This window comes from Nocardia sp. alder85J (assembly GCF_020176955.2).
Taxonomy (GTDB): domain Bacteria; phylum Actinomycetota; class Actinomycetes; order Mycobacteriales; family Mycobacteriaceae; genus Nocardia.
This window is the reverse complement of sequence record NZ_JAIUCZ020000021.1, coordinates 24,071-43,885: the sequence shown is the minus strand read 5'-3', so window position 1 is coordinate 43,885 and position 19,815 is coordinate 24,071. Positions and strand designations below refer to the sequence as shown.

Annotated in this window: 20 protein-coding genes, 1 pseudogene and 1 riboswitch; of the genes and pseudogenes, 13 read left to right on the top strand and 8 right to left on the bottom strand. The window is 71.0% G+C overall.

Translation table 11 applies throughout. The annotated features are described in order from the left end of the window. Positions 1-146: 146 nt before the first annotated feature. Positions 147-1,514, bottom strand: coding sequence for an NtaA/DmoA family FMN-dependent monooxygenase (locus tag LBW94_RS43415; RefSeq protein ID WP_225060162.1), 1,368 nt, complete (start codon positions 1,512-1,514; stop codon positions 147-149). Between the two features lie 11 nt (positions 1,515-1,525). After that, on the bottom strand, positions 1,526-2,740 hold the full coding sequence (locus tag LBW94_RS43410) for an LLM class flavin-dependent oxidoreductase (RefSeq protein WP_225060163.1): 1,215 nt from the start codon (positions 2,738-2,740) through the stop codon (positions 1,526-1,528). Positions 2,741-3,160: 420 nt separating this feature from the next. Between LBW94_RS43410 and LBW94_RS43405 the strand changes: the two genes are divergently transcribed. Together LBW94_RS43405 and LBW94_RS43400 are read left to right on the top strand one after the other, a co-directional pair. Beyond that, entirely contained in the window at positions 3,161-4,459 is a 1,299-nt protein-coding gene (locus tag LBW94_RS43405) for an NtaA/DmoA family FMN-dependent monooxygenase (protein ID WP_266273562.1), read from the top strand. Between the two features lie 312 nt (positions 4,460-4,771). Continuing rightward, positions 4,772-5,317, top strand: a complete 546-nt coding sequence (locus LBW94_RS43400) for an NADAR family protein (RefSeq protein ID WP_225060165.1) — start codon at positions 4,772-4,774, stop codon at positions 5,315-5,317. Between the two features lie 72 nt (positions 5,318-5,389). Here the strand turns inward: LBW94_RS43400 and LBW94_RS43395 are convergent, their stop codons facing one another. Further along, positions 5,390-5,944 (bottom strand): lipocalin family protein, encoded by a 555-nt coding sequence (locus LBW94_RS43395; RefSeq protein ID WP_225060166.1) that lies wholly within the window; start codon positions 5,942-5,944, stop codon positions 5,390-5,392. A 311-nt stretch (positions 5,945-6,255) separates the two neighbouring features. On the opposite strand from LBW94_RS43395, the pseudogene LBW94_RS43390 reads away from it, so the two are divergent. After that, positions 6,256-6,579, top strand: a pseudogene (locus tag LBW94_RS43390) (FAD-dependent oxidoreductase); the annotation flags it as partial. Positions 6,580-6,688: 109 nt separating this feature from the next. On the opposite strand, the gene LBW94_RS43385 reads toward LBW94_RS43390, so the two are convergent. Both LBW94_RS43385 and LBW94_RS43380 read right to left on the bottom strand, forming a co-directional pair. After that, complete coding sequence (locus LBW94_RS43385; protein ID WP_225060167.1) at positions 6,689-7,858, bottom strand: acyl-CoA dehydrogenase family protein; 1,170 nt, start codon at positions 7,856-7,858, stop codon at positions 6,689-6,691. Between the two features lie 74 nt (positions 7,859-7,932). Continuing rightward, the gene (locus tag LBW94_RS43380; RefSeq protein WP_225060168.1) at positions 7,933-8,634 is read right to left on the bottom strand and encodes a TetR/AcrR family transcriptional regulator; all 702 of its coding nucleotides are present in this window, start codon (positions 8,632-8,634) and stop codon (positions 7,933-7,935) included. A gap of 205 nt (positions 8,635-8,839) precedes the next feature. Here LBW94_RS43380 and LBW94_RS43375 point away from each other — a divergent pair, with 205 nt between their 5' ends. Both LBW94_RS43375 and LBW94_RS43370 read left to right on the top strand, forming a co-directional pair. Further along, positions 8,840-9,529, top strand: a complete 690-nt coding sequence (locus tag LBW94_RS43375; protein WP_225060169.1) for an SDR family oxidoreductase — start codon at positions 8,840-8,842, stop codon at positions 9,527-9,529. A 100-nt stretch (positions 9,530-9,629) separates the two neighbouring features. Then, entirely contained in the window at positions 9,630-10,424 is a 795-nt protein-coding gene (locus LBW94_RS43370; protein WP_225060170.1) for an NADPH-dependent F420 reductase, read from the top strand. 118 nt (positions 10,425-10,542) lie between these two features. Here the strand turns inward: LBW94_RS43370 and LBW94_RS43365 are convergent, their stop codons facing one another. Together LBW94_RS43365 and LBW94_RS43360 are read right to left on the bottom strand one after the other, a co-directional pair. Then, complete coding sequence (locus LBW94_RS43365) at positions 10,543-11,304, bottom strand: 3-hydroxyacyl-CoA dehydrogenase (RefSeq protein ID WP_225060171.1); 762 nt, start codon at positions 11,302-11,304, stop codon at positions 10,543-10,545. Positions 11,305-11,428: 124 nt separating this feature from the next. Further along, a complete protein-coding gene (locus LBW94_RS43360; protein WP_225060172.1) occupies positions 11,429-12,277 on the bottom strand; it encodes a TetR family transcriptional regulator in 849 nt (282 codons plus the stop codon). Positions 12,278-12,427: 150 nt separating this feature from the next. Here LBW94_RS43360 and LBW94_RS43355 point away from each other — a divergent pair, with 150 nt between their 5' ends. The 7 genes from LBW94_RS43355 to LBW94_RS43325 all read left to right on the top strand — a co-directional run bounded on the left by LBW94_RS43355 (position 12,428) and on the right by LBW94_RS43325 (position 17,952). Further along, the gene (locus tag LBW94_RS43355; protein WP_225060173.1) at positions 12,428-13,639 is read left to right on the top strand and encodes an acyl-CoA dehydrogenase family protein; all 1,212 of its coding nucleotides are present in this window, start codon (positions 12,428-12,430) and stop codon (positions 13,637-13,639) included. A gap of 5 nt (positions 13,640-13,644) precedes the next feature. Next, on the top strand, positions 13,645-14,694 hold the full coding sequence (locus LBW94_RS43350) for a phosphotransferase family protein (protein WP_225060174.1): 1,050 nt from the start codon (positions 13,645-13,647) through the stop codon (positions 14,692-14,694). A 14-nt stretch (positions 14,695-14,708) separates the two neighbouring features. Continuing rightward, positions 14,709-15,470 carry an SDR family NAD(P)-dependent oxidoreductase gene (locus LBW94_RS43345; protein WP_225060175.1) on the top strand — a complete coding sequence of 254 codons (762 nt, stop codon included), beginning with the start codon at positions 14,709-14,711 and terminating at the stop codon, positions 15,468-15,470. Between the two features lie 145 nt (positions 15,471-15,615). Beyond that, complete coding sequence (locus LBW94_RS43340; RefSeq protein ID WP_225060176.1) at positions 15,616-16,086, top strand: MarR family winged helix-turn-helix transcriptional regulator; 471 nt, start codon at positions 15,616-15,618, stop codon at positions 16,084-16,086. Next, the gene (locus tag LBW94_RS43335; RefSeq protein ID WP_225060177.1) at positions 16,077-16,643 is read left to right on the top strand and encodes a cysteine hydrolase family protein; all 567 of its coding nucleotides are present in this window, start codon (positions 16,077-16,079) and stop codon (positions 16,641-16,643) included. The genes LBW94_RS43340 and LBW94_RS43335 overlap by 10 nt, the downstream gene beginning before the upstream one ends. Then, complete coding sequence (locus LBW94_RS43330) at positions 16,640-17,215, top strand: YbhB/YbcL family Raf kinase inhibitor-like protein (RefSeq protein WP_225060178.1); 576 nt, start codon at positions 16,640-16,642, stop codon at positions 17,213-17,215. Before LBW94_RS43335 ends, LBW94_RS43330 begins: the two co-directional genes overlap by 4 nt. A 17-nt stretch (positions 17,216-17,232) precedes the next feature. Then, positions 17,233-17,952 carry a cysteine hydrolase family protein gene (locus LBW94_RS43325; RefSeq protein ID WP_225060179.1) on the top strand — a complete coding sequence of 240 codons (720 nt, stop codon included), beginning with the start codon at positions 17,233-17,235 and terminating at the stop codon, positions 17,950-17,952. A 124-nt stretch (positions 17,953-18,076) separates the two neighbouring features. On the opposite strand, the gene LBW94_RS43320 is transcribed toward LBW94_RS43325, so the two are convergent. Beyond that, positions 18,077-18,793, bottom strand: coding sequence for a TetR/AcrR family transcriptional regulator (locus LBW94_RS43320; RefSeq protein WP_225060180.1), 717 nt, complete (start codon positions 18,791-18,793; stop codon positions 18,077-18,079). A 128-nt stretch (positions 18,794-18,921) separates the two neighbouring features. On the opposite strand from LBW94_RS43320, the gene LBW94_RS43315 reads away from it, so the two are divergent. Further along, positions 18,922-19,632, top strand: a complete 711-nt coding sequence (locus LBW94_RS43315; protein WP_225060181.1) for a DUF4386 domain-containing protein — start codon at positions 18,922-18,924, stop codon at positions 19,630-19,632. Positions 19,633-19,679: 47 nt separating this feature from the next. Next, positions 19,680-19,769, bottom strand: a riboswitch (glycine riboswitch). Positions 19,770-19,815 lie beyond the last annotated feature (46 nt).

Here is a 19,815-nt window from a genome sequence, read left to right as displayed (position 1 = left end):
TGGGGCGCAGCGATTCCCACTGCGCCCCCGTCCGATTCCGGCCGATGCCGGTGTCCTGCACAGGCTAGGCCCACCCGGCCACCCGAACCGAGGGTTGCGATCGGCAAGATCCACTACACCGACGGTGAAGGTGACCTGAACGACCGTCAGCGCCCGATCGACGCCTCGACGCCCGGCCGCGGCACCGGGAGTCCGAGATTGTCCCGCAGCGTGGTACCGGTGTATTCGGCGCGCAGGACGCCGCGGTCCTGGAGCAGCGGCACCACCCGGTCGACGAATTCGTCCAGGCCCCAGGGCACCAGATGGGAGCCGAGGATGAAGCCGTCGGAGCCGTCGCCGTGCACGAATTCGACGATGCGATCGGCGACCTGGGCGGGCGTGCCCACCAGCGGGCCGCGCTCGAACTGGTCGATCACCACCTCGCGCAGCGAGAGTCGCTCGGCCGCAGCGACTTCGCGCAGCCGCGCGGCGGTGGCGAACCGATCCTGATGCAGGAAGGCGCGGCCCTGGATGATCGGCGGCGCCTCCGGATCCGGATCGATGTCGGGCACCGGGCCCTCGGGGTCGTAGCCGGACAGGTCGCGGTTCCAGATCTGTTCCAGCAGAATCAGTGCGGTCTGCCCGGTCACCTGCTCGCGCTGTACCGCGCGATACTTCTCGATCGCCTCGGCCGGGGTGTCGCCGAGCACGAAACTCGCCGAGGGCAGGATCTTGATGTCGTCGGCGGCGCGGCCGGCCGCCACCGCGCGGGCCTTGATGTCGCGGTAGAAGTCCGCGGCCTCCGGCAGTTTCCCGTACGGGGAGAAGATCGCGTCGGCGTTGGCGGCGGCGAACGCCCGCCCCTGCGGCGACACCCCCGCTTGCAGGATCACCGGCCGTCCCTGTGGGCTGCGCGGCACGGTGAACCGGCCGGAGATGTCGAACTGGCTGCCGTGGAAGGCGAATGCCCCGGCGTCGGGCCGGGCCAGATAGCGGCCGGTGTCGCGGTCGGCCACGATGTCGCCGTCGCGCCACGAATCCCACAGCGCGCGTGTCGCTTCCAGTGTCTGCTCGGCTCGCGCGTACCGATCGGCGGGATCGAGGAAGCCACCGCGGCGGAAGTTGCCGCCGGTGAAAGCGTCGAAGGAGGTCACCACGTTCCAGGCGGCCCGGCCGCCGGAGAGGTGATCGAGGCTGGCGAACTGCCGGGCCAGTTCGTAGGGTTCGTTGAAGGTGGTGTTGATGGTGCCCGCCAGGCCCAGGTGGTCGGTGACCGCGGCCAGTGCGGCCAGCACCGTGAAGGTGTCCGGCCGGCCGATGATGTCCTGGTCGAAGATCTGCCCGGCCCGCTCGCGCAGCGCGAGTCCCTCGGCGAGGAAGAAGAAGTCGAAGCGCCCGCGTTCGGCGGTGCGCGCGGTGTGTTCGAAGGTGTCGAAGGCGATCTGGCTGCCCGCGTCGGGATGCCACCAGGCGGTGTGATGATTGACGCCGCCGAGATAGGCGCCCAGGATGACCTGCTTGGGATGAGTGCTCACGATGACCTCGCTCAGGCGGTGGCGTATCGGTTGGGAACGTCGGCGGGCAGGCCCAGCAGCGCGCGCAGCGGGCCGTCCGGATAGCCGGTGCGGAACACCCCGCGGCGGTGCAGGGCGGGCACCAACTGCTCGGTGACAGCGGGCAGATCGGTGGTCGCCACCCCGGGCCGCAGCCGGAACCCGTCGGCGCCGTGCGCGCTCCAGTCCGTCAGCAGATCGGCCAGTTCGTCCGCGGTGCCGGTGTAAATCGCCGCGTCGGAACCGAATTCGGCTCCGGCCAGCTCGTTCAGCCGGTCCAGCCGCTGCCGGCCGGTCGCCGCGGCGGTGTCCAGGAAGACGACCAGATCGGCGTAGACGCGCAGCGGCTCCCCGGTGCGGCCCACCCGCGCGGCGGCCGCGGTCACCTGTGCCGCGATCGGCGCGGGGCCGTCCTGGCGTCCGGGTGTCACGAACACCAGATCCGCACCGCGCGCGGCGAATTCGTAGATCAGCGGGGCATGCGCCAGCGCCGCGACCACCGGTTGCCCCTGCGGCGGGCGCGGGGTGATGGACGGCCCGCGGACGCTGAAGTACCGGCCCTCGAAGTCGATGCGGTGCAGCTTGTCGCGATCGATGAACCGGCGGGTCGTGACATCACGGATCTCGGCGCCGTCCTCCCAGCTGTCCCACAATCGCCGCACCACCTCGACCGCATCGGCTGCCTCGTCGAACAGTTCGCGCACCGCGTCGGCGAAACTCCCCGACGTCACCGCCGCCGCGAGTTCCGCGGCGGTCGGCTCCCGCACCGCGCGGCGTCCGAAATGCGCTGCCTCCGCGGCGGTTCCGGAGGCGCGGACCTGCCATCCGGCCCGGCCCCGCGAGGTGTGGTCGAGGGTGGCGATCGCCTTGGACACGTGGAACGGTTCGGTGTGGGTGGCGGTCACCACCGGGATGAGCCCGATGTGCCGGGTCGCGGGAGCGACGCGGGCGGCGATCAGATGTGCGTCCAGGCGCGCCCTGACCACATCCACCGCCTCGCTCGGCGGCCCGAACCGATCGCCGGGAACGGTCAGGCTGTCCTCGAGGGTGACGAAGTCCAGCAGTCCGCGTTCCGCGGTGGTGACCAGATCGGTCCAATACGCGGGCCCGAACAGTTCGGCGGGCCGCGACTGCGGCTCGCGCCAGGCGGCCGGATGCCAGCCCGCTCCGTCGAGCGCGATGCCGATGTGCAAGGGGTTCGAGGCCATCGTCCCTCATTTCTGTGCGTGCGCGGGATCGTCCCGATGCGTGCGCGGGATGCTGTTGCGGCAACGCGTGACCGGGCACGCGCCGCCCGGCCACACCCGCCGACCACCGTGTCCCTGCTCGCGCGGACCGCTCGCGTGACCGGATAACCGCAGTTCACGGCCGGGCCTCCGGTGCACATGCCGGTGCGGCGGGGTTGTCAACGATTCGGTTCAGCTCGAGTGTGGCGGAATAGGCCGTACCGCCCGGCGACCGGCACAGCCCCGCCGCGAGGTGGCGGCGCAACCGCGCCGCGCGGTCGCGGTGTTGCGATCAGGCTGATCGCGGTCATTGTGTCGCGGGCGACTGCGGCAGACAGTGGTGTCCTCGATCGAAAGAGGCAGGACGACATGGGTTCTCGGAGACTATTTCTGAACGTCGGCGTGAACAGCACCGGTTACAGCGGCCAGTCCTGGCCCGATGCCGCCGGTCGATGGGACCGGTTCGTGTCGTTCGACCATTATCTCGAGGTGGCGCGGCTCGCTCATCAGGGCACCTTCGACGCGGTGTTCCTGTCGGATCATCCGGCGCTGCAAGCGGTCAACACCGCCCGGCCACTGCATTCGCTGGATCCGATCGTGCTGTTCACCGCGCTGGCGGCCCGGGTGCCCGACATCGGCTTCGTCATCACCGCGTCGAGCTCCTACAACTCGCCCTACAACCTGGCCCGGCGGCTGGCCAGCCTGGACCACATCTCCGGCGGGCGGGTGATCTGGAATGTGGTGTCCAGCTTCAACCCCGACATCGCGGCCAACTTCGGTGCGGCCCCGCTGCCGCCGCGCGCCGAAAGATACCGCCGCGCCGACGAATTCGTCGACGTGGTGAAGAAGCTATGGCACAGCTGGGATCTGCACGCGATCACCGACCCGCAGCGGCCGGGAGATCCACTGTGGGACGACTTCTCGGCGCGGCCGATCGACCATCACGGCGAATTCTTCGACGTGCGTGGCCCACTCAACGTGCCACTGGGGCCGCAGAGTCACCCGTTGATCGCCCAGGCCGGCGCCTCCGACGCCGGGATCGATCTGGCGGGCCGGCACGCCGACCTGGTCTACGCCTCCCTGCTCGGCAAGCAGGCCGCGCGCGAATTCGGCGACCACCTGCGGGCGCGGGCCACCGCCCACGGCCGCGATCCGGGCGCGATCCGGCTGCTGCCGGGCCTGGTCCCGATCGTGGCCGACACCGCCGAGCAGGCCCGCCGCCGCCACGAGCAACTCAACGGCCACGCCGACGAAGCCGAACTGGTGACCGCCGTCGCCGCCCGCTTCGGCTTGGTCGCGGCCGAGATCGGTTTCGATACCGTCCTGGTGCCGGAGCTGTTCACCTTCGACGAGGACCAGCAGGGCCCGATCGGCTTCACCCGCGCGGTCCGCGACCTGGTGGCCGCCGAACCCCTGACCCTGCGCCAACTGGCCCGCCGCGCCGAGGGCGGCCACCGCCTGGTCGTCGGCACCCCCGACCAGGTCGCCGAGCAGATCCTGGACTGGTGGCGCGCCGGGGTCGTGGACGGCTACACCGTGCAACCCCCGGTCCTCACCGACGACCTGCGCCTCTTCGTCCGCGACGTCATCCCCCTGTTGCGCGCCGCCGGTGCGTTCGCCACCGACTACCCCGAGTCCACCGTCCGCTCCCGTTTCGACATCCCGGATCCGGTCGCGGCGCACACCACGGCCACCGTATGATCGAGATCTTCCGCATCGACAACGGCCGCATCGCGGAGGGCCGGGCCGTCGGCCGGGGCCTGCCGTACAGCGCGGGCAGCTTGGCGCACAACGATATCGCGGATGATGTCGGCGGGCAGACCGTTCCCTCGTGCGTGGTGCCCGGGTGCGGCTGTCGGAGACCGGCCACCCACGCACCGGTATTCGACGCGTTCGGACCGGTTGTGCCGCAATATGATCGGCCACGGACACCGCCGGTGGAGCGGGTATCCCCGGCGATCACCGGCGAAAAGGGCGTGCGGTCGCGTGCGGGAACCGGGCAGAATCGGTGTCATGCGGGCACGTAGCGTCACCGAGTTGATCGATGTTCTGGCGGCCGGTGAGCCGGTGAAGTATCTGCGGTTCTGGGGGCATCAGCCGCAACGGGACGGGTCGATCGGGGCCGGTTGCCTGAGCCAGTGGTGGCCTGCGGATTTCACCGTCGACGGCCGGGTCTTCCGCACCGCCGAGCACTACATGATGTGGAACAAGGCGATGGTCTTCGAGGATCGGGCCGTCGCCGAGCAGGTGTTGCAGGCGGGGCATCCCCACGCGGCGAAGGCGTTGGGCCGCAGTATCGCCGGCTTCGACGAGGCCCGGTGGGAGGCGGTGCGCTACGAGATCGTGGTGGCCGGGAACATCGCCAAGTTCGGTCAGCACGAGGAGCTTCGGCGATTCCTGGTGAACACCGGCGACCGGGTCCTCGTCGAGGCCAGCCCGGTCGACCGGATCTGGGGTATCGGGCTGGCCCCCGACGACCCGCGCGCCGAGGACCCGGCGACCTGGCAGGGGCTCAACCTGCTCGGGTTCGCGCTGATGGACGCCCGCGTCGCCCTCTGAGTCCCGGCGGCGGGGGCCGTCCACCCACCTGGCAGCGGTGGGCAGCCTCGAAGGTGTGACGGCCGGGCCGGATCACAACCGGCACAACGGCATCGGATCCGGCAGCCCACCGGTGGTCGGCGCGACCAGATATCGGCACTGGTCCTGTCCGGCGGCGACGATCACCGCGCGCACCGAATCCCATTGCGCCGGTTCGAGTGCCGGGCTGCGAGACAACACGAATCCGGACTGCGCACTCGGATCGGTGACCACCGCCCAGGCATAGTCCGGATCCAGCCCCGTCACGATGTAGTTCGTCGGCCCGTCCGGCTGATCCTGACCGGGAACGCCGGGAAAGGCGACATGGAACTGCGCGGTGGTTTCCGGATCGGTCACCGTGGCCGTGCCGTCGATCCGGTCCTGCCCGCCGGACCAGGTCGTACAGGAATTGTGCACCCCCACCACACCGTCCGCCGCCGGGGTGTACTCGGCCCGGGTGTCACGCGCGCAGTTCAGGTTGAACGGCATCGGCACGGCCGCCAGTTGATACCAGGTGCCGAGATAGCGATCCAACTCCAACTGCGCGACCGGCGCGGGCCCCGCCGCTCGCGCCGTCGCCGCTCCTCCGGCCAACGCCACGAAAACCATGGCGGTCACCGTATTTCGAGACATCCGGCGGCTGCGTCCCCGCCTCGTGATGTCGGCATGCGTGCTCTCCGGCCTCGTCATGCCTCGAGGATACCGTCCTATCGATGCGTAATCGATGCGCATCGGCGCGTCGGGTGCGCCGACCCGGCGCGGTTTCTCGCGGGGACCGTGCCGGGCCGGGCGCGCGGATCACCCCACCTCTCACGGCAGAGGTGCTGGGGACGAGGCAGTGTCGGGTTGCGCCGGGGTCCGTGCCGCCACGATCGCGAGTGCGGCCGCCGCGAAGACACCACGCCGATCTCGAAGACCAGGTCGATCCGGGCGTGCGCTGGTCCGGTGCGACGACATCCAACGACACTCCACTGCTGGTGAACACCGTGGGCTCCTCCGACCACCGTCCCGACGCGCACTGCGCCGTCTCGAACCTGTTCTTCGGCGGCGACCACGTCCGCACCTCGATCGATCCGGCAACCATGGAGGGCGCCAACGAATCCGGTCGCGGCGGCCAACGCCGTCATGGATGCCGCCGGTGATCCCGGCCCGCGCGCGGCGATCTTCCCGCTGGCGGAACCGGCCTACGGGCACTCGACGCCGACCGCTCCCGTGCCGGTCTGCCGCACTTGCTGGACGTGTGAACTCTCCGCCGCGCGCTCGGCCACCGAAACGGCGGGTCCGCTGCGTATTTCGGGCCGCGGAGCGAAAGGCCGCTGCATGATGCCGGCCACCGGATCGAATCCGGGCCGATCAGTCGGCGGGCAGGCCGAGGACGTGCTGGGCAAGGTGATTCAGCGCGAATTCGTTGCTGATCGGCCCGGATCGGGACAGCCGGGCGTCGAGGAAGACATCGCGCCAGCCGGTGCGCTCGTCCCACGCGTCGGCGCCGAGCACTTGCATCGCGTGATCGGCCGCGTCGAAGGCGAGATCGGCCGCGAGCACCTTGGCCGCGTTGATATCGGCGGTGACGGTGCGCTGGTCCGCCCGCGCATCGATGCGAGCGGCGGTGCGGTACACCAGCAATCGGGCCGCCGCCAGCCGCGCGTGCAGGGCGGCCAGCGGATGCGCGACGGCTTGGTGGACGCCGATCGGGCGATCGGCCGCGATGCTTCGCCGCCGGGCCCGATCGGTGGCGCGGAGGAGGGCGTACGCGGCGGTGCCGAGGCACAGGGCCGCGGTGAGCGCCCGTTCGACGTGCGTGAACGGCCACATGACGGCCAGGCCGCGGCCCCGCTCCCCGGCGAGCGCTTCGGCGGGCACCACCACTCGGTCCAGATCGAGCTGGAACTGCCGGACGCCCTCGCGGAACCCCATCGGGATCTCGGTCGCGCTCGCACCGGGCGCGCGAGGATCGAGCAGGACACAGGTGTAGCCGGAACCGTCGCGGCCGAAGACCAGCACCCGGTCCACCACGTCCAGCGCCGAGGTGATCCGCTTGACCCCGTCGACCACGAAATGCTCACCGTCGTACCGAATTGCGGTGCGTACCCCGAAAAGGTTGTGGCCGCTGTGCGATTCGGTGGCCGCCATGCCCAGCTGGGCCGACCCGGCGGCCACCCGTGGCAGCCAGTGCTCGCGGGCGCCCTCCGGCCCGGCCTGCGAAAGCGCATGTGCGACAGCGGCGGACAGCACCGGCAGCCACAGCACCATGCCCTCCGCGGCGAACGCCTCCAGGACCACGGCCAGGCCGAGCAGATTCCCCGCGCCGGTCGGCTCCGGAACCCCGAGTGCGCTCCAGCCGTTGCGGCGGAACACCTCCCGGAGTTCCGGGTGCATCTCGGCGTGGTCGATCAGATGCCTGCGCACCTCGACGGCGCGATCGGCGAGCCCGGCGGCGGCCTGCCGTGCCCGCTCCGCCAATTCGGCTGTCCCGAGGGGAAGTTCGAAGAATTCGGCCCGGCTCGACGCGGTGGTGGTCATCGCCCTGCTCCTGATCGCCCGACAATGTCGTCAGAGTAACACTCCGGAGCATTGCTCGGTAGGGCTCCGGAGCGTCACTCCGCAGGCGACGCCAGGCGGGTGTCGGTGGTCCCGGCGGCGACGACCGTGCCGTCGTCGTCGAGCACTTCGATCCGGATCCGGGCCGTCACCGGCCGCGGCGGGTGGCGCGGCCCGGCGGTCGGCGTGCCGGTGAGCCCGGCCACCGCGGCGTCGATCAGGTCGTCGGCGTATTCGCCGATCGGCCCGGCCAGTTGCCCCGCCAGCCACTGCTGGGCGATGCCGTGCGCGGGTCCGGTGATGACCGCGACCACCACGGTCATCGGCAGATCGCGCACCTCACCGCGGGCGATCAGCGGTGCGAGCCGGCGCCGGTACTCGGCGGCGAGTTCGTCGTTCATCGCGCGCAGCCGGTGGCCCGCCTCGGTGGCGAGATCGAGCCGGCCCTGGGAGTACACGAAGCGCGCCCGATCCGGATGCGCCTCGATCCAGCCCAGTTGGTGCCGGACGACACCGGCGACGGCCTCGGCGAGCGTGCGCGGCCCGGCGGCCAGTACCCGCCGGTACCCGTCCTGCACCGCGCGCATCGAATCCACGTACAGCTCGCCCGCGATCGCCTCCTTGGTCGGGAAATGATGGAACAGCGCACCGTTGGACACCGCGCTGCGCTCCCGGATCCGGGCGATCGTGGTGCGCTCGTAGCCGTCCTCGAGGAAACAGGCGAGCGCGGCCTCCAGTACTCGTTCACGGACTCCCACGGCAGACCAGAGTAATACTCCGCCCGGCTCGGGACGGCCGGTCCGCGCCGGAGGTGGTGCGCAGTGATCACCGTCTCCTCACTTGACTTCAGTATAGTAAAGTCAGAATACTGGCCAAGTGGCCGACTTCGACATTTCGAAGTAGCCACAGGGTTGCCATACTCGAAGTGGCACCCTGTCGAACCGCTCACGAGAGGAATCAGCGATGCAGATCCAGGACTCGGTAGCAGTCGTGACCGGCGGGCAGCGGGGCATCGGCAAGGCCCTCGTCGACCAGCTCCTCGCGGCCGGCGCCCGTACCGTCTACGCCACCGCCCGCCGGCCGGAACCCAGTGCCGACCCGCGCATCGTCCCCGTCCCGCTCGAGGTCACCGACCCCGATTCGGTCGCCCGCCTCGCCGCCACCGCGCGCGACGCCCGGATCGTCGTCAACAACGCCGGTGTCTCGGGAACCGGTCCGCTGCTGGACGCCACCGACGACGAGCTACGAAAGGTGCTGGACGCCAACCTTTTCGGACCGCTGCGCATCGCGCGGGCATTCGCGCCGATTCTCGCGGCCAACGGCGGCGGCGCCCTGGTGGACGTGCATTCGGTGCTGTCCTGGCTGGCGGGATCCGGCGCGTACGGCATCTCCAAGGCGGCGCTGTGGTCGGCGACCAATTCGCTGCGGCGCGAACTGGCGCCGGCCGGAACCCTGGTCGTCGGCGTGCACATGGGTTACGTCGACACCGACATGACCCGCGGGATCGACGCCCCCAAGGTGACACCTCGGCAGGTCGCGGCCGCGGTCGTCGCCGCCGTCGAGCACGGTGACACCGAGGTCCTGGTCGACGACCTCACCCGGCACGTGAAATCGGCGCTGTCCGGGCCGGTCGAACAGCTCGCCCTGGCGTGAGGTTCGTCGGCGGTCCGCCACCGGGTGACCGAAATCGAGTTAAGCTATTTTTTAGCTAACACGTTGCTCGATCGGCTGCGCGTGCTGAAAGGACATCCCGATGTTCCGGACGATCGCATTCATCGGCAGCGGCTCGATCGGCGGTACCCTGGCGCGGCTGAGCGTCGCGGCCGGGCTGGACGTGATCGTCAGCAACTCCCGGAGCCCGGACACCCTCGCCGACCTGGTCGCCGACCTCGGCGGACATGCCTGCGCCACCACCTGCGCTCAGGCCGCGACGACCGCCGACCTGGTGGTGGTGACGGTCCCCTTCCACGCCTATCGGAGGCTCCCGGTCGCGGCCCTGGCCGGTCGCATCGTCGTCGACACCATGAACTACTACCCCGAACGTGACGAACAGGTGCCCGAACTGGACGCGGGCGAGGTGACCTCGAGCGAACTCGTGCAACGGTATCTGGTGGACGCGCGAGTGGTGAAGGCCTTGAACAACGTGGACTTCATGCGGTTGTCGACCGCCGTGCGCCCACCGGGCGCACCCGATCGCAGCGCGCTGCCGATCGCGAGTGACGACGCGGCGGCCAAGGCGGTGGTGGCCGAATATCTGTCCCTCATCGGCTACGACACCATCGATATGGGTGCGCTGGTGGACAGTTGGCGCAGCGAGCCCGGCACCCCGATCTATCTCGATCCCTACCTCAGCCGCGCGCCCCGGGGCATGGACGAGGAGCAGGCCCGGCGCTGGTTCCGCACGTCTCCGGCCGTCCCGCTGCCCGCGGCCCGCGCGCGTGAACTCGTCGCCGAGGCCGTGCGCGCCGGCGCCCGCCGTGGCTCCTTCACCGGCCTGCCGCCGGGCTTCGTCGCCACCATCGAGGGCCGCGAATACACCATTCTCTGAGCGGCCGCGGCCGGGCGCGACCGTCGCGGAGGTTCCGCCACGGTCGCGCCCGTACGTATTCGGTTGTGCTACCGCGAGATCGGAGCGCCACAACCGAGTGGCACCGCCGGTTCGCAGGTCAGCGGGGCGCCATCCGGATGGCGCCGTCGAGGCGGATGGTCTCGCCGTTGAGCATCGGGTTCTCCACGATGTGGCGGGCCAGCGCGCCGTACTCGACCGGATCGCCGAGCCGGGACGGGTGCGGCACCTGCGCGCCCAGCGAGGCGACCGCCTCGTCCGGCAGGCCGTTGAACAGCGGGGTGTGGAACAGGCCCGGCGCGATGGTCACCACGCGGATCTTCAGGCTCGCCAGGTCGCGGGCGATCGGCAGCGTCATGCCGACGATGCCGCCCTTGGAGGCCGAGTACGCGGCCTGCCCGATCTGGCCCTCGAACGCCGCCACCGAGGCGGTGTTGATGATCACGCCACGCTCCTCGCCGACCGGCTCGGTGGCCGAGATGCGTTCGGCGGCAAGGCGAATCACATTGAAGGTGCCGACCAGGTTGACGTTGATCACCTTGGTGAAGTCCGCGAGCGGGAACGCGCCCTGCTTGCCCACGGTCTTGATCGCGTTGCCGATCCCGGCGCAGTTCACCGCGATCCGCAGCGGGCCCAGCCCGGCGGCGGCGTCGAGGGCCGCGGTGATCTGCTCCTCGTCGGTGACATCGGCGGCGGCGAACAGCACGCCGTCGCCGAGTTCCTTCGCGATCGTCTCACCGGCCGAGGACGGCAGGTCGACGATCACCACCTTCGCGCCGTGGCTGTGCAACTCCCGCACCGTCGCCAGGCCCAGGCCCGACGCGCCGCCGGTCACCAGCGCCACCGCGTTCTCGATCCGCATCTCGTTGTTCCTCTCCGTAGGGGTCGGGCTGCGACCGCTGCTCGGCCTCGCCGTGGGGCCCACCGTAGCCGTTTGTGTAACAAGCGTTAGATAGAGTGTGAAAGATCTCTCGAGCGAGTCGTTCTCACCCGTTCCCGGCCGGACGGATGTTCAGCAGTGCCAGTGCGTATTCCGCGTACCGGCGGGCGATGTCCTCGGGCGTCGACGGCCCGTCGGCGCGGAACCACTGCGGGACGGCCGTGCACATGGTGGCGATGGCCCGCCCGGCGGCGGGCAGATCGTGCGCGTGCAGTCGGCCCTCGGCGGCCGCCGCGCCGATGGCGTCGTCGAGGGTCCGTTGCAGCCGGGTGCGGGATTCGGTGATGCGCCGGCGGTTCACCGCGGTGAGACTGCGCATCTCGCTGGCCCCGATGAAGCCCAGGTCGCGGCGGTGGGCGTGGAACAGCGTGAGCGCCTCCACGATCCGGGCCACCCGTTCCACGCTGCCGGGCGCGCTCGCGGCCGCCGCGCCGACCCGCCAGTGCAGTTCGGCCATGGTGAGGTCGAGGATCCGGACCAGCAACTGTTGTTTGTCGGCATAGTGGTGGTAGACCCCGGCGACGCTGAGCCCGGCCCGCTGCGCGATCGCGCGCATGGAGGTGCCGTGGTAGCCGGTGTCCACGATGGCGCCGATCGTCGCCGTCAGCACCGGATCGAGGGTCAGCGGCGCGAAATGCCGCCAGTCGTCGGCGAGTGCGGGTGCCGCCGGTGCGCCGGCGGGGTCGTCGGGAGCGGTCAGCAGGCGGGTGACCGGCACTCCCAGGGCCGTGGCGAAGGCCCGCAACCGGGCGACGGAGACGCCGGTGCGGTCGTTCTCGACCGCGCTGACGGTGGCGGCGCTGACTCCCACGCGTTGCGCGAGTTCGCGCACCGTCAGGCCCGCCGCGCGCCGGGCGGCGCGAATGGCCGCGCCCGAGCCGGAATCTTCGTCCATCAGCTCAGTCTGTTCAGAAATGCTGAACTTGGCAAGCGCGCCTTCGGTGAAAGCAGGGCGATGTTGACGGCATATGACCTGCTGTGTGACAGTGTCATCGTTTGCAGCCGAGCGATCGTTCGGTTGGTACCCGATGAGACGAGGTGGTCCGTGCCGATCGATCTGACCTACTCCCCGGAGGTGACCGCACTGGTCGAGCGGACGCGGGAATTCGTCCGCACCGAGGTGCTGCCGGTCGAGGACGGCCACCACGGCGACATCACCGCCGCGGGCGGCGACGAGATGCGCAAGCACCTGCAGGCGGCCGCGAAGGCGGCGGGCGTGTTCGCGCCGCACGCGCCGATCGAGTACGGCGGCCTCGGGCTGGGCATGTCGGACCGGGCCCCGGTCTTCGAGGAGGCCGGGTACTCGCTGTTCGGGCCGACCGCGCTGAACATCGCCGCCCCCGACGAGGGCAATGTGCACATGCTGGCGCACGTCGCCTCCGCCGAGCAGAAGCAGCGGTTCCTGGCTCCGCTGGCCGCGGGTGACATCCGGTCGGCGTTCGCGATGACCGAACCCGCGCCGGGCGCCGGTTCGGATCCGGCGGCCCTGCGCACCCGCGCCGAGCGCGTCGGCGGGGACTGGCGGATCAACGGCCGCAAGTGGTTCATCACCGGCGCCGACGGGGCCGACTTCCTGATCGTGATGGCCCGGACCTCCGGCGAGCCCGGTCAGCGCGGCGGCGCCACGATGTTCCTGGTGCCGGCCGATACCGCCGGCGTCCGGATCGGCCGGCACATCGGCACCCTGGACAAGTCGATGATCGGCGGGCACTGCGAGGTCGATTTCGAGGATGTGGTGGTCCCGGACGAGGCGGTGCTCGGCGCGGCCGACCGCGGCTACGAGTACGCGCAGGTCCGGCTGGGCCCGGCCCGGATGACCCACGTCATGCGGTGGCTCGGTGCGGCCCGGCGGGCGCACGACGTGGCCGTGGACCATGTCGCGCAGCGCGAGGGCTTCGGTGGCCGCATCGGCGATCTGGGCATGGTCCAGAAGATGGTGGCCGACAACGAGATCGACATCGCGGCCACCCGCGCGCTGCTGCTGCGCGCCTGCTGGGAGCTGGACGCCGGCGAAGCCGCGTCGGATTCCACCTCGATCGCGAAAACCTTTGCCGCCGAGGCGATCTTCCGAATCGTCGACCGTAGCGTGCAGATGTGCGGCGGGCTCGGCGTCTCCGAGGATCTGCCGCTGGCCCGGCTCTCGCGCGAGGTACGGCCGTTCCGGATCTACGACGGCCCCTCCGAGGTGCACCGGTGGGCGATCGCCAAGCGGCGCATCGGGGCCGCGAAGCGGGCGCTGGCGGCGGGTGCGCGGTGACCCCGATGACGTTGCCGGGCATGGACATCGACGCGGTGACGCGCTTCCTGACCGAGCGCGGCGTCCCGCTGCGCGGCCCGCTGACCGCGGAGCTGATCAGTGGCGGCCGGTCCAATCTCACCTTCGCGCTCACCGACGGCGCCGCACGCTGGGTGCTACGCCGTCCCCCGACCGCCGGGCTGACCCCGTCCGCGCACGACATGGCCCGCGAATACACCGTGACCTCGGCGCTGTGGGGCACCGCGGTGCCGGTCGCCGCGACCGTCGCGGCTGATCTCGAGGGCACGGTGCTCGGCGCGCCGTTCACTGTCGTCGAATTCGTGCCCGGCCTGGTGATCCGGGACCGCGACGATCTGGTCGCGCTCACCGGCGAGCAGATCGACGCCTGCGTGCACGCGCTGGTCGACCGGCTGGTGGCGCTGCACGCCGTGGACTACCGCGCGATCGGCCTCGAAACCTTCGGCCGCCCCGACGGTTACGTGTCCCGGCAGGTGCGGTTGTGGGCCCGGCAGTGGGAGCAGGTGCAGACCCGCGAGCTGCCCGATGCCGCCCGGCTGGCCGCCGCGCTGGCGGATTTCGCGCCGCCGGCGAGCGCCTCGATCGTGCACGGCGACTATCGCATCGACAACACGATTCTCGACGCGGAACGGCCCGATGTGGTGCGCGCGGTGGTGGATTGGGAGATGTCCACCCTCGGTGACCCGCTCACCGACGTCGCGCTGATGTGCGTCTACCGCGAGCCGGTCTTCGATCGGGTGCTCGGCGTGCAGGCGGCCTGGACCAGTGACCGGCTGCCGTCGGCGGACGACCTCGCGCAGCGCTACGCGCTGGCCTCCGGCCGCGATCTCGGTTCGTGGCCCTGGTATCTGGCGCTGGCCAATTTCAAGATCGGCGTGATCGCCGAGGGGATCGCCTACCGGGCCCGGCAGGGCGCCGACGCCGGCCGCGACGCGGTCGCCGCCGCCGACGCGACCCCCGAATTCATGGCCGCCGGACTGCGCCTGCTGCGGGGGGACCGTGCGCAGGCTACCGTCACACCGAACGCGAAACCGTAAGGCAGGGAATCGATATGGGTATCCTCGACAAGTTCCGTCTGGACGGCCGGGTCGCGGTGGTGACCGGCGCCTCGTCCGGGCTGGGCGTGGCCTTCGCCCGCGCCTTCGCCGAGGCCGGGGCCGATGTGGTGCTGGCCGCCCGGCGGGCGGGCAAGCTGGCCGACACCGCCGAACTGGTGCGGCAGGCCGGACGCCGGGCGCTGGTCGTCGAGACCGACATCGCCGCCCCCGAGCAGGCCCAGCACATGATCGACGCCGCCGTGGCCGAGCTCGGCCGGGTCGACGTGCTGGTCAACAATGCCGGTATCGGCACCGCGTACCCCGCGACGCGCGAGACTCCGGAGCAGTTCCGCGAGGTCATCGACGTCAACCTCAACGGCGCCTACTGGGCGGCGCAGGCGGCCGGGCGCGTCATGGCGCCGGGGGCGTCGATCATCAACATCTCCAGCGTGCTGGGGCTCACCACCGCCGGGCTGCCGCAGGCCGCCTATAGCGCCAGCAAGGCGGGCCTGATCGGCCTGACCCGCGATCTGGCCCAGCAGTGGGGCGCCCGCAAGGGCATCCGGGTCAACGCGATCGCGCCCGGCTTCTTCAAGTCCGAGATGACCGACGGCTACAAGCCCGGATACCTCGAGAGCGTGACCCCGCGCGTGGTGCTGGGCCGGATGGGCGATCCGGAGGAACTGGCCGCCACCGCCGTCTGGCTGGCCTCCCCCGCCGGCGGCTACGTCACCGGCCAGACCGTGGTCGTCGACGGCGGCGTCACCATCGCCTGAGCCTGTTCTCCCGAAGGCTGTGCCGGTCCCGTGTGGGACCGGCACAGCCTTTTTCGTACGCAGGACAGGGTGTGCGGCCGGCGGTGCGCGGCCACGAGAATATAAGGCAAATTGATAAGGCAGCTTTATAAGCTAGGCTTACGGCATGACCGATGATCCGGATCCCGGTGAAGTCGCCGCGGCGTTGCTGGCGAGCATCAGTCTGCTGGTGCGCCGGGTGCATCAGGTGCCGCCCGGCGACGGGCTCACCATGCCCGAGCGGACGGCGTTGTCCTGCCTGGACCGCGCGGGTCCGGCCACCTCCGCGGAATTGGCCCGGCAGGTGCAGATCACCGCGCAGGCGATGGGAGCCACCGTCGCCGCGCTACGGTCCCGCGGCCTGGTGGAACGCCGCGCCGACCCGGACGACGGGCGGCGGGTGGTGCTCACGGTGACCGCGGCCGGGCTGCGGGCATTGCAGGACAAGCGCAACGAACGCTCCGAGCTCATCGCGCGGGCGCTGACCGGCAGCGCGTTCACCCCGGCCGAACTGGCACAGCTCACCGCGGCGGCGCCGCTGCTGGAACGGCTGGCCCAGCACATCTCCCTCACACCCGAGAAGCAGGCATGGCACTGACAACGATCGACCCCACACCCGCGCTCGTCGTGATCGACCTGCAACAGGGCATCGTCTCCGCACATCGCGATCCGGCCGTCGACGTCGCCGTCGAGCGGGCCGCGCGGCTGGCCGCCGCCTTCCGGCGGCACCGGCTGCCCGTGGTCCTGGTCACCGTCATCGGGCGGGCGCCGGGACGCACCGACGGCGGCCGGTCCGGCGGCGGTGGCGTCCCACCGGACGGGTGGGCCGACCTCGTCGGCGAACTCGACGCGCAGCCCGGCGACCATCTGATCACCAAGCGGCGGCGCAGCGCCTTCCACGACACCGGACTGGACACCCTGCTGCGAGATCTGGGCGCCACCCAGGTCGTGCTGGCCGGGATCTCGACCAGCTCCGGTGTCGAATCGACCGCGCGGTCGGCCGCCGACCACGGCTACCATGTCGTGCTGGCCACCGACGCCATGACCGATCCGGACCCCGAGGCGCACCGCCACAGCATCACCCGGATCTTCCCCAAGCTCGGCGAAACCGCCACTGCCGCAGAGGTTGTCGCGGAGTTGGAGGCCACCCGATGAGTATCCTCGGCCGACTGCTGCGGCACCGTCACGCGGACGAGAATCACCTTGCGTGGCATCTGCCCAACCTGCACGGCCCGGACGGGCCGACACTGACCAGCCGGAACTTCGGCGACGGTGACACCATGCCGAAGGCGCACTGCGCCAAGTACATCGGCGGTGCGAACCTGTCCCCGCACCTGGCCTGGGACGCACTGCCCGCCGGTGCCGCGCAACTGCTGCTGGTCGTCGAGGACGTCGACGTCCCGACGGCCAGGCCGGCCGTGCACTGCGTCGCCCTGATCGACCCGGCAGCGGCCGGGTCCCTGGAGCCGGGCGCGCTGGCCCGGCGGCAGCCCGGCGCCGGGGTGCGATTGCTGCGCTCCGCCGTCGGACGCGGATACCAGGGGCCCGCACCGATCGCGGGACACGGGCCGCACCGGTACGTGTTCCAGCTGTTCGCGCTCGCGGACACCCTCGACAGCGCGGCGGGCACGACGCCGCCGGAACGGATCCGGCCGCGGGCCCTGCTGCCCGCCGTCACCGCACCCGTACTCGGCCGGGCTCGCCTGACCGGTGTCTACGAAAGGTGATCGATATGCGAAACGCCATGGCTGGCAAGCGAACACCGTGGCGAATACTGCTCGTCGCGCTCGCCTCCGCGCTGCTGTTACCAGCCTGCGGGCATCCGGCGGAGGCGGCGGTTCCGAACCCCGGCAGCACCGCCGTGCCGGTCGACGCGCCGGGCGGGCAGGCGCTGCGGATCGATCCGGCGCACACCGCGCTGCTGGTGATGGACATGCAACAGGGCATCGTCTCGCAACTCGGTGGCGACGACCATGTCGTCACCGCCGTCGCCGACGCCGAGCGGGCCAGCCGGACCGCAGGCGTCGCAGTCGATTTCGAGACGACGGCGTTCGCGCCCGGATATCCGGAGGTGTCCCCCGACAACAAGGCGTTCGGGCCGATCCTGGGCAGCGGCACGATGATCCAGGGCAGTCCCGAGACCCGGATCGATCCGCGCGTGGCCCCGGCCGGTGACGAACCGGTGATCGTCAAGCACCGGGTGGGCGCGTTCGGCGACACCTCGCTGGACCAGATCCTGCGCGCGAAGCACATCGACACCCTGGTACTCACCGGCCTGGCCACCAGCGGGGTCGTGCTCTCGACGCTGCGCGCGGCCGCCGATCTCGACTACCGGGTGATCGTGCTGTCCGACGGGGTCGCCGACACCGACCCCCAGGTCGGTATCATGTTGCTGGACAAGGTGTTTCCGGCGCAGGCCGATGTCGTCGACGTGGCGGGCTACCGGAGCGCGCTGGCAGGATAGTCATTTCCGACGGCAAACCGGCGACAGGCGCATTCGCGGGCGGAGCCCGCCGAGGCCGATCCGGCGGGCGAGGAGGGATTCCACGATCGCGCCGGTCACGCCCGGGACGAGTGACCGGCCCGGTTCACCGCCGCGTGCGCGAGTGCCAGCCCCGGCGATGCAGCCGCTCGGCACCGTCGAGCACCAGATCCAGGGCGAATTCGAACTCGAACTGCTCGTCGCAGCCCTGCCCGGCCCCGGAGAGGTCGCCGCCGGTCGCGGCCGCCGCGATGGCCAGGATGTTCGGATAGCGTTGTGCGAATTCGGCCACCATCGCCGGATCGGGTGGCGGCGCGGGTTCGTTGCCGGATTCGTCGAACAGTTCGGGGCTGAATCCCCAGATGCGATTGCCGAGTGCGTGCATCACGTGATGGGTCAGGTCCGCGGAGAAGCCGCCGCGATGGAAGGCGCCGGCCACCGCATCCATGTAGCCGAGCACGGCAGGCGTGCGGCGCGTGCGGGACTCGATCACCCGCCGGGCCCAGGGATGCCGGAGCACCGCGTGCCGTGCCGACAGGATGTGGTGCCGCACACCGGGTTTCCAGTCCAGCGCCGGATCGGGGGCGGTGAACTCGGCGACCACGAGATCGACCATGCCGTCGAGCAGTTCCTCCTTGTCGGCGACGTGCTTGTACAACGCCATCGGCACCACGCCCAGTTGCTGCGCCAGCCGCCGCATGCTCACCGCCTCGACACCGGCCTCGTCGGCCAGTTCCACCGCCGCGCGCAGCACCCGATCGCGATTGAGCGGGGTGCGGCGGCCGGCCTGACCCTCGGCGGGGGTGGATGCTCGCGGGACCAAGCCGGACCTCTCCGTCGCAGCGGACGGCGCTCGGGTACCGCGCCGTCTTGACAGGTGGACACTGTACACCTAGCGTAGTCACGCATCGAGGGTGTACGTCGTACACCTCATGTCCGGGAGAGTTCGCCATGGGTACCACCGCACTCGCAGAGACACCGTCACCGGCCGGGAACACCATGCGGCGCAGCGCCTTCGCCGCCGGCGCGCTGTACCTCGTCACCTTCGTCACCTCGATCCCCACGCTCCGGCTCTACGCGCCGGTGCGGGAACACGCGGATTTCGTGCTCGGCGTGGGCAATTCCGCGAGTGTGCGGTGGGGTGCGCTGCTGGAGGTGGTGCTGGCCCTCGCCTGCGCGGGCACCGCGGTGGCGCTGTTCCCGGCGACCCGGCGGCACAGCGTCACGGCCGCAATCGGTTTCGTGTGCTCCCGGCTGCTGGAGGCGGGCCTGATCCTGGCAGGCGTCGTCGGAGTGCTCGCGGTCGTCGCGCTGCGGCACGACGGACCCGGCGCCGCAACGGATTCGGCCGCGCTGGTCGCGGCGGGCCGGGCGCTGTGGGCGATCCACGACGAGACGTTCCTGCTCGGGCAGAGCCTGATGCCCGTCATCAACGCGCTGTTCCTGGGCGCCGTGCTGTACCGCTCGGGCCTGGTGCCGCGGATCATCCCGCTGATCGGACTGTGCGCCGCCCCCCTGCTGCTCGCTTCCGACCTCGCGATCTTCGGCGGCGTCTACGCCCAGGGCACCGCCCTCGCCGGACTCGCCGCACTGCCGATCGCCCTGTGGGAGTTCGCGCTCGGGATGTGGCTGGTACTCAGGGGCTTCCGGGTCGCGACGTAGGCTCCCGCCCGTCCGCCGCCGTCGCCGTGAAGGTCGTGCCGTCGGTGTGGGACGCAGCGGTACTGGGCCTGAGAGAGTCCCGGGGAGGATGGTGCTCCTACGGCACCTCCCGACAGAGGTTCTCCCGCTGTGCGTCGACGGCGACCTTCAGGTGTGCCGACCGAGCGATACCCAGCGGTCGGT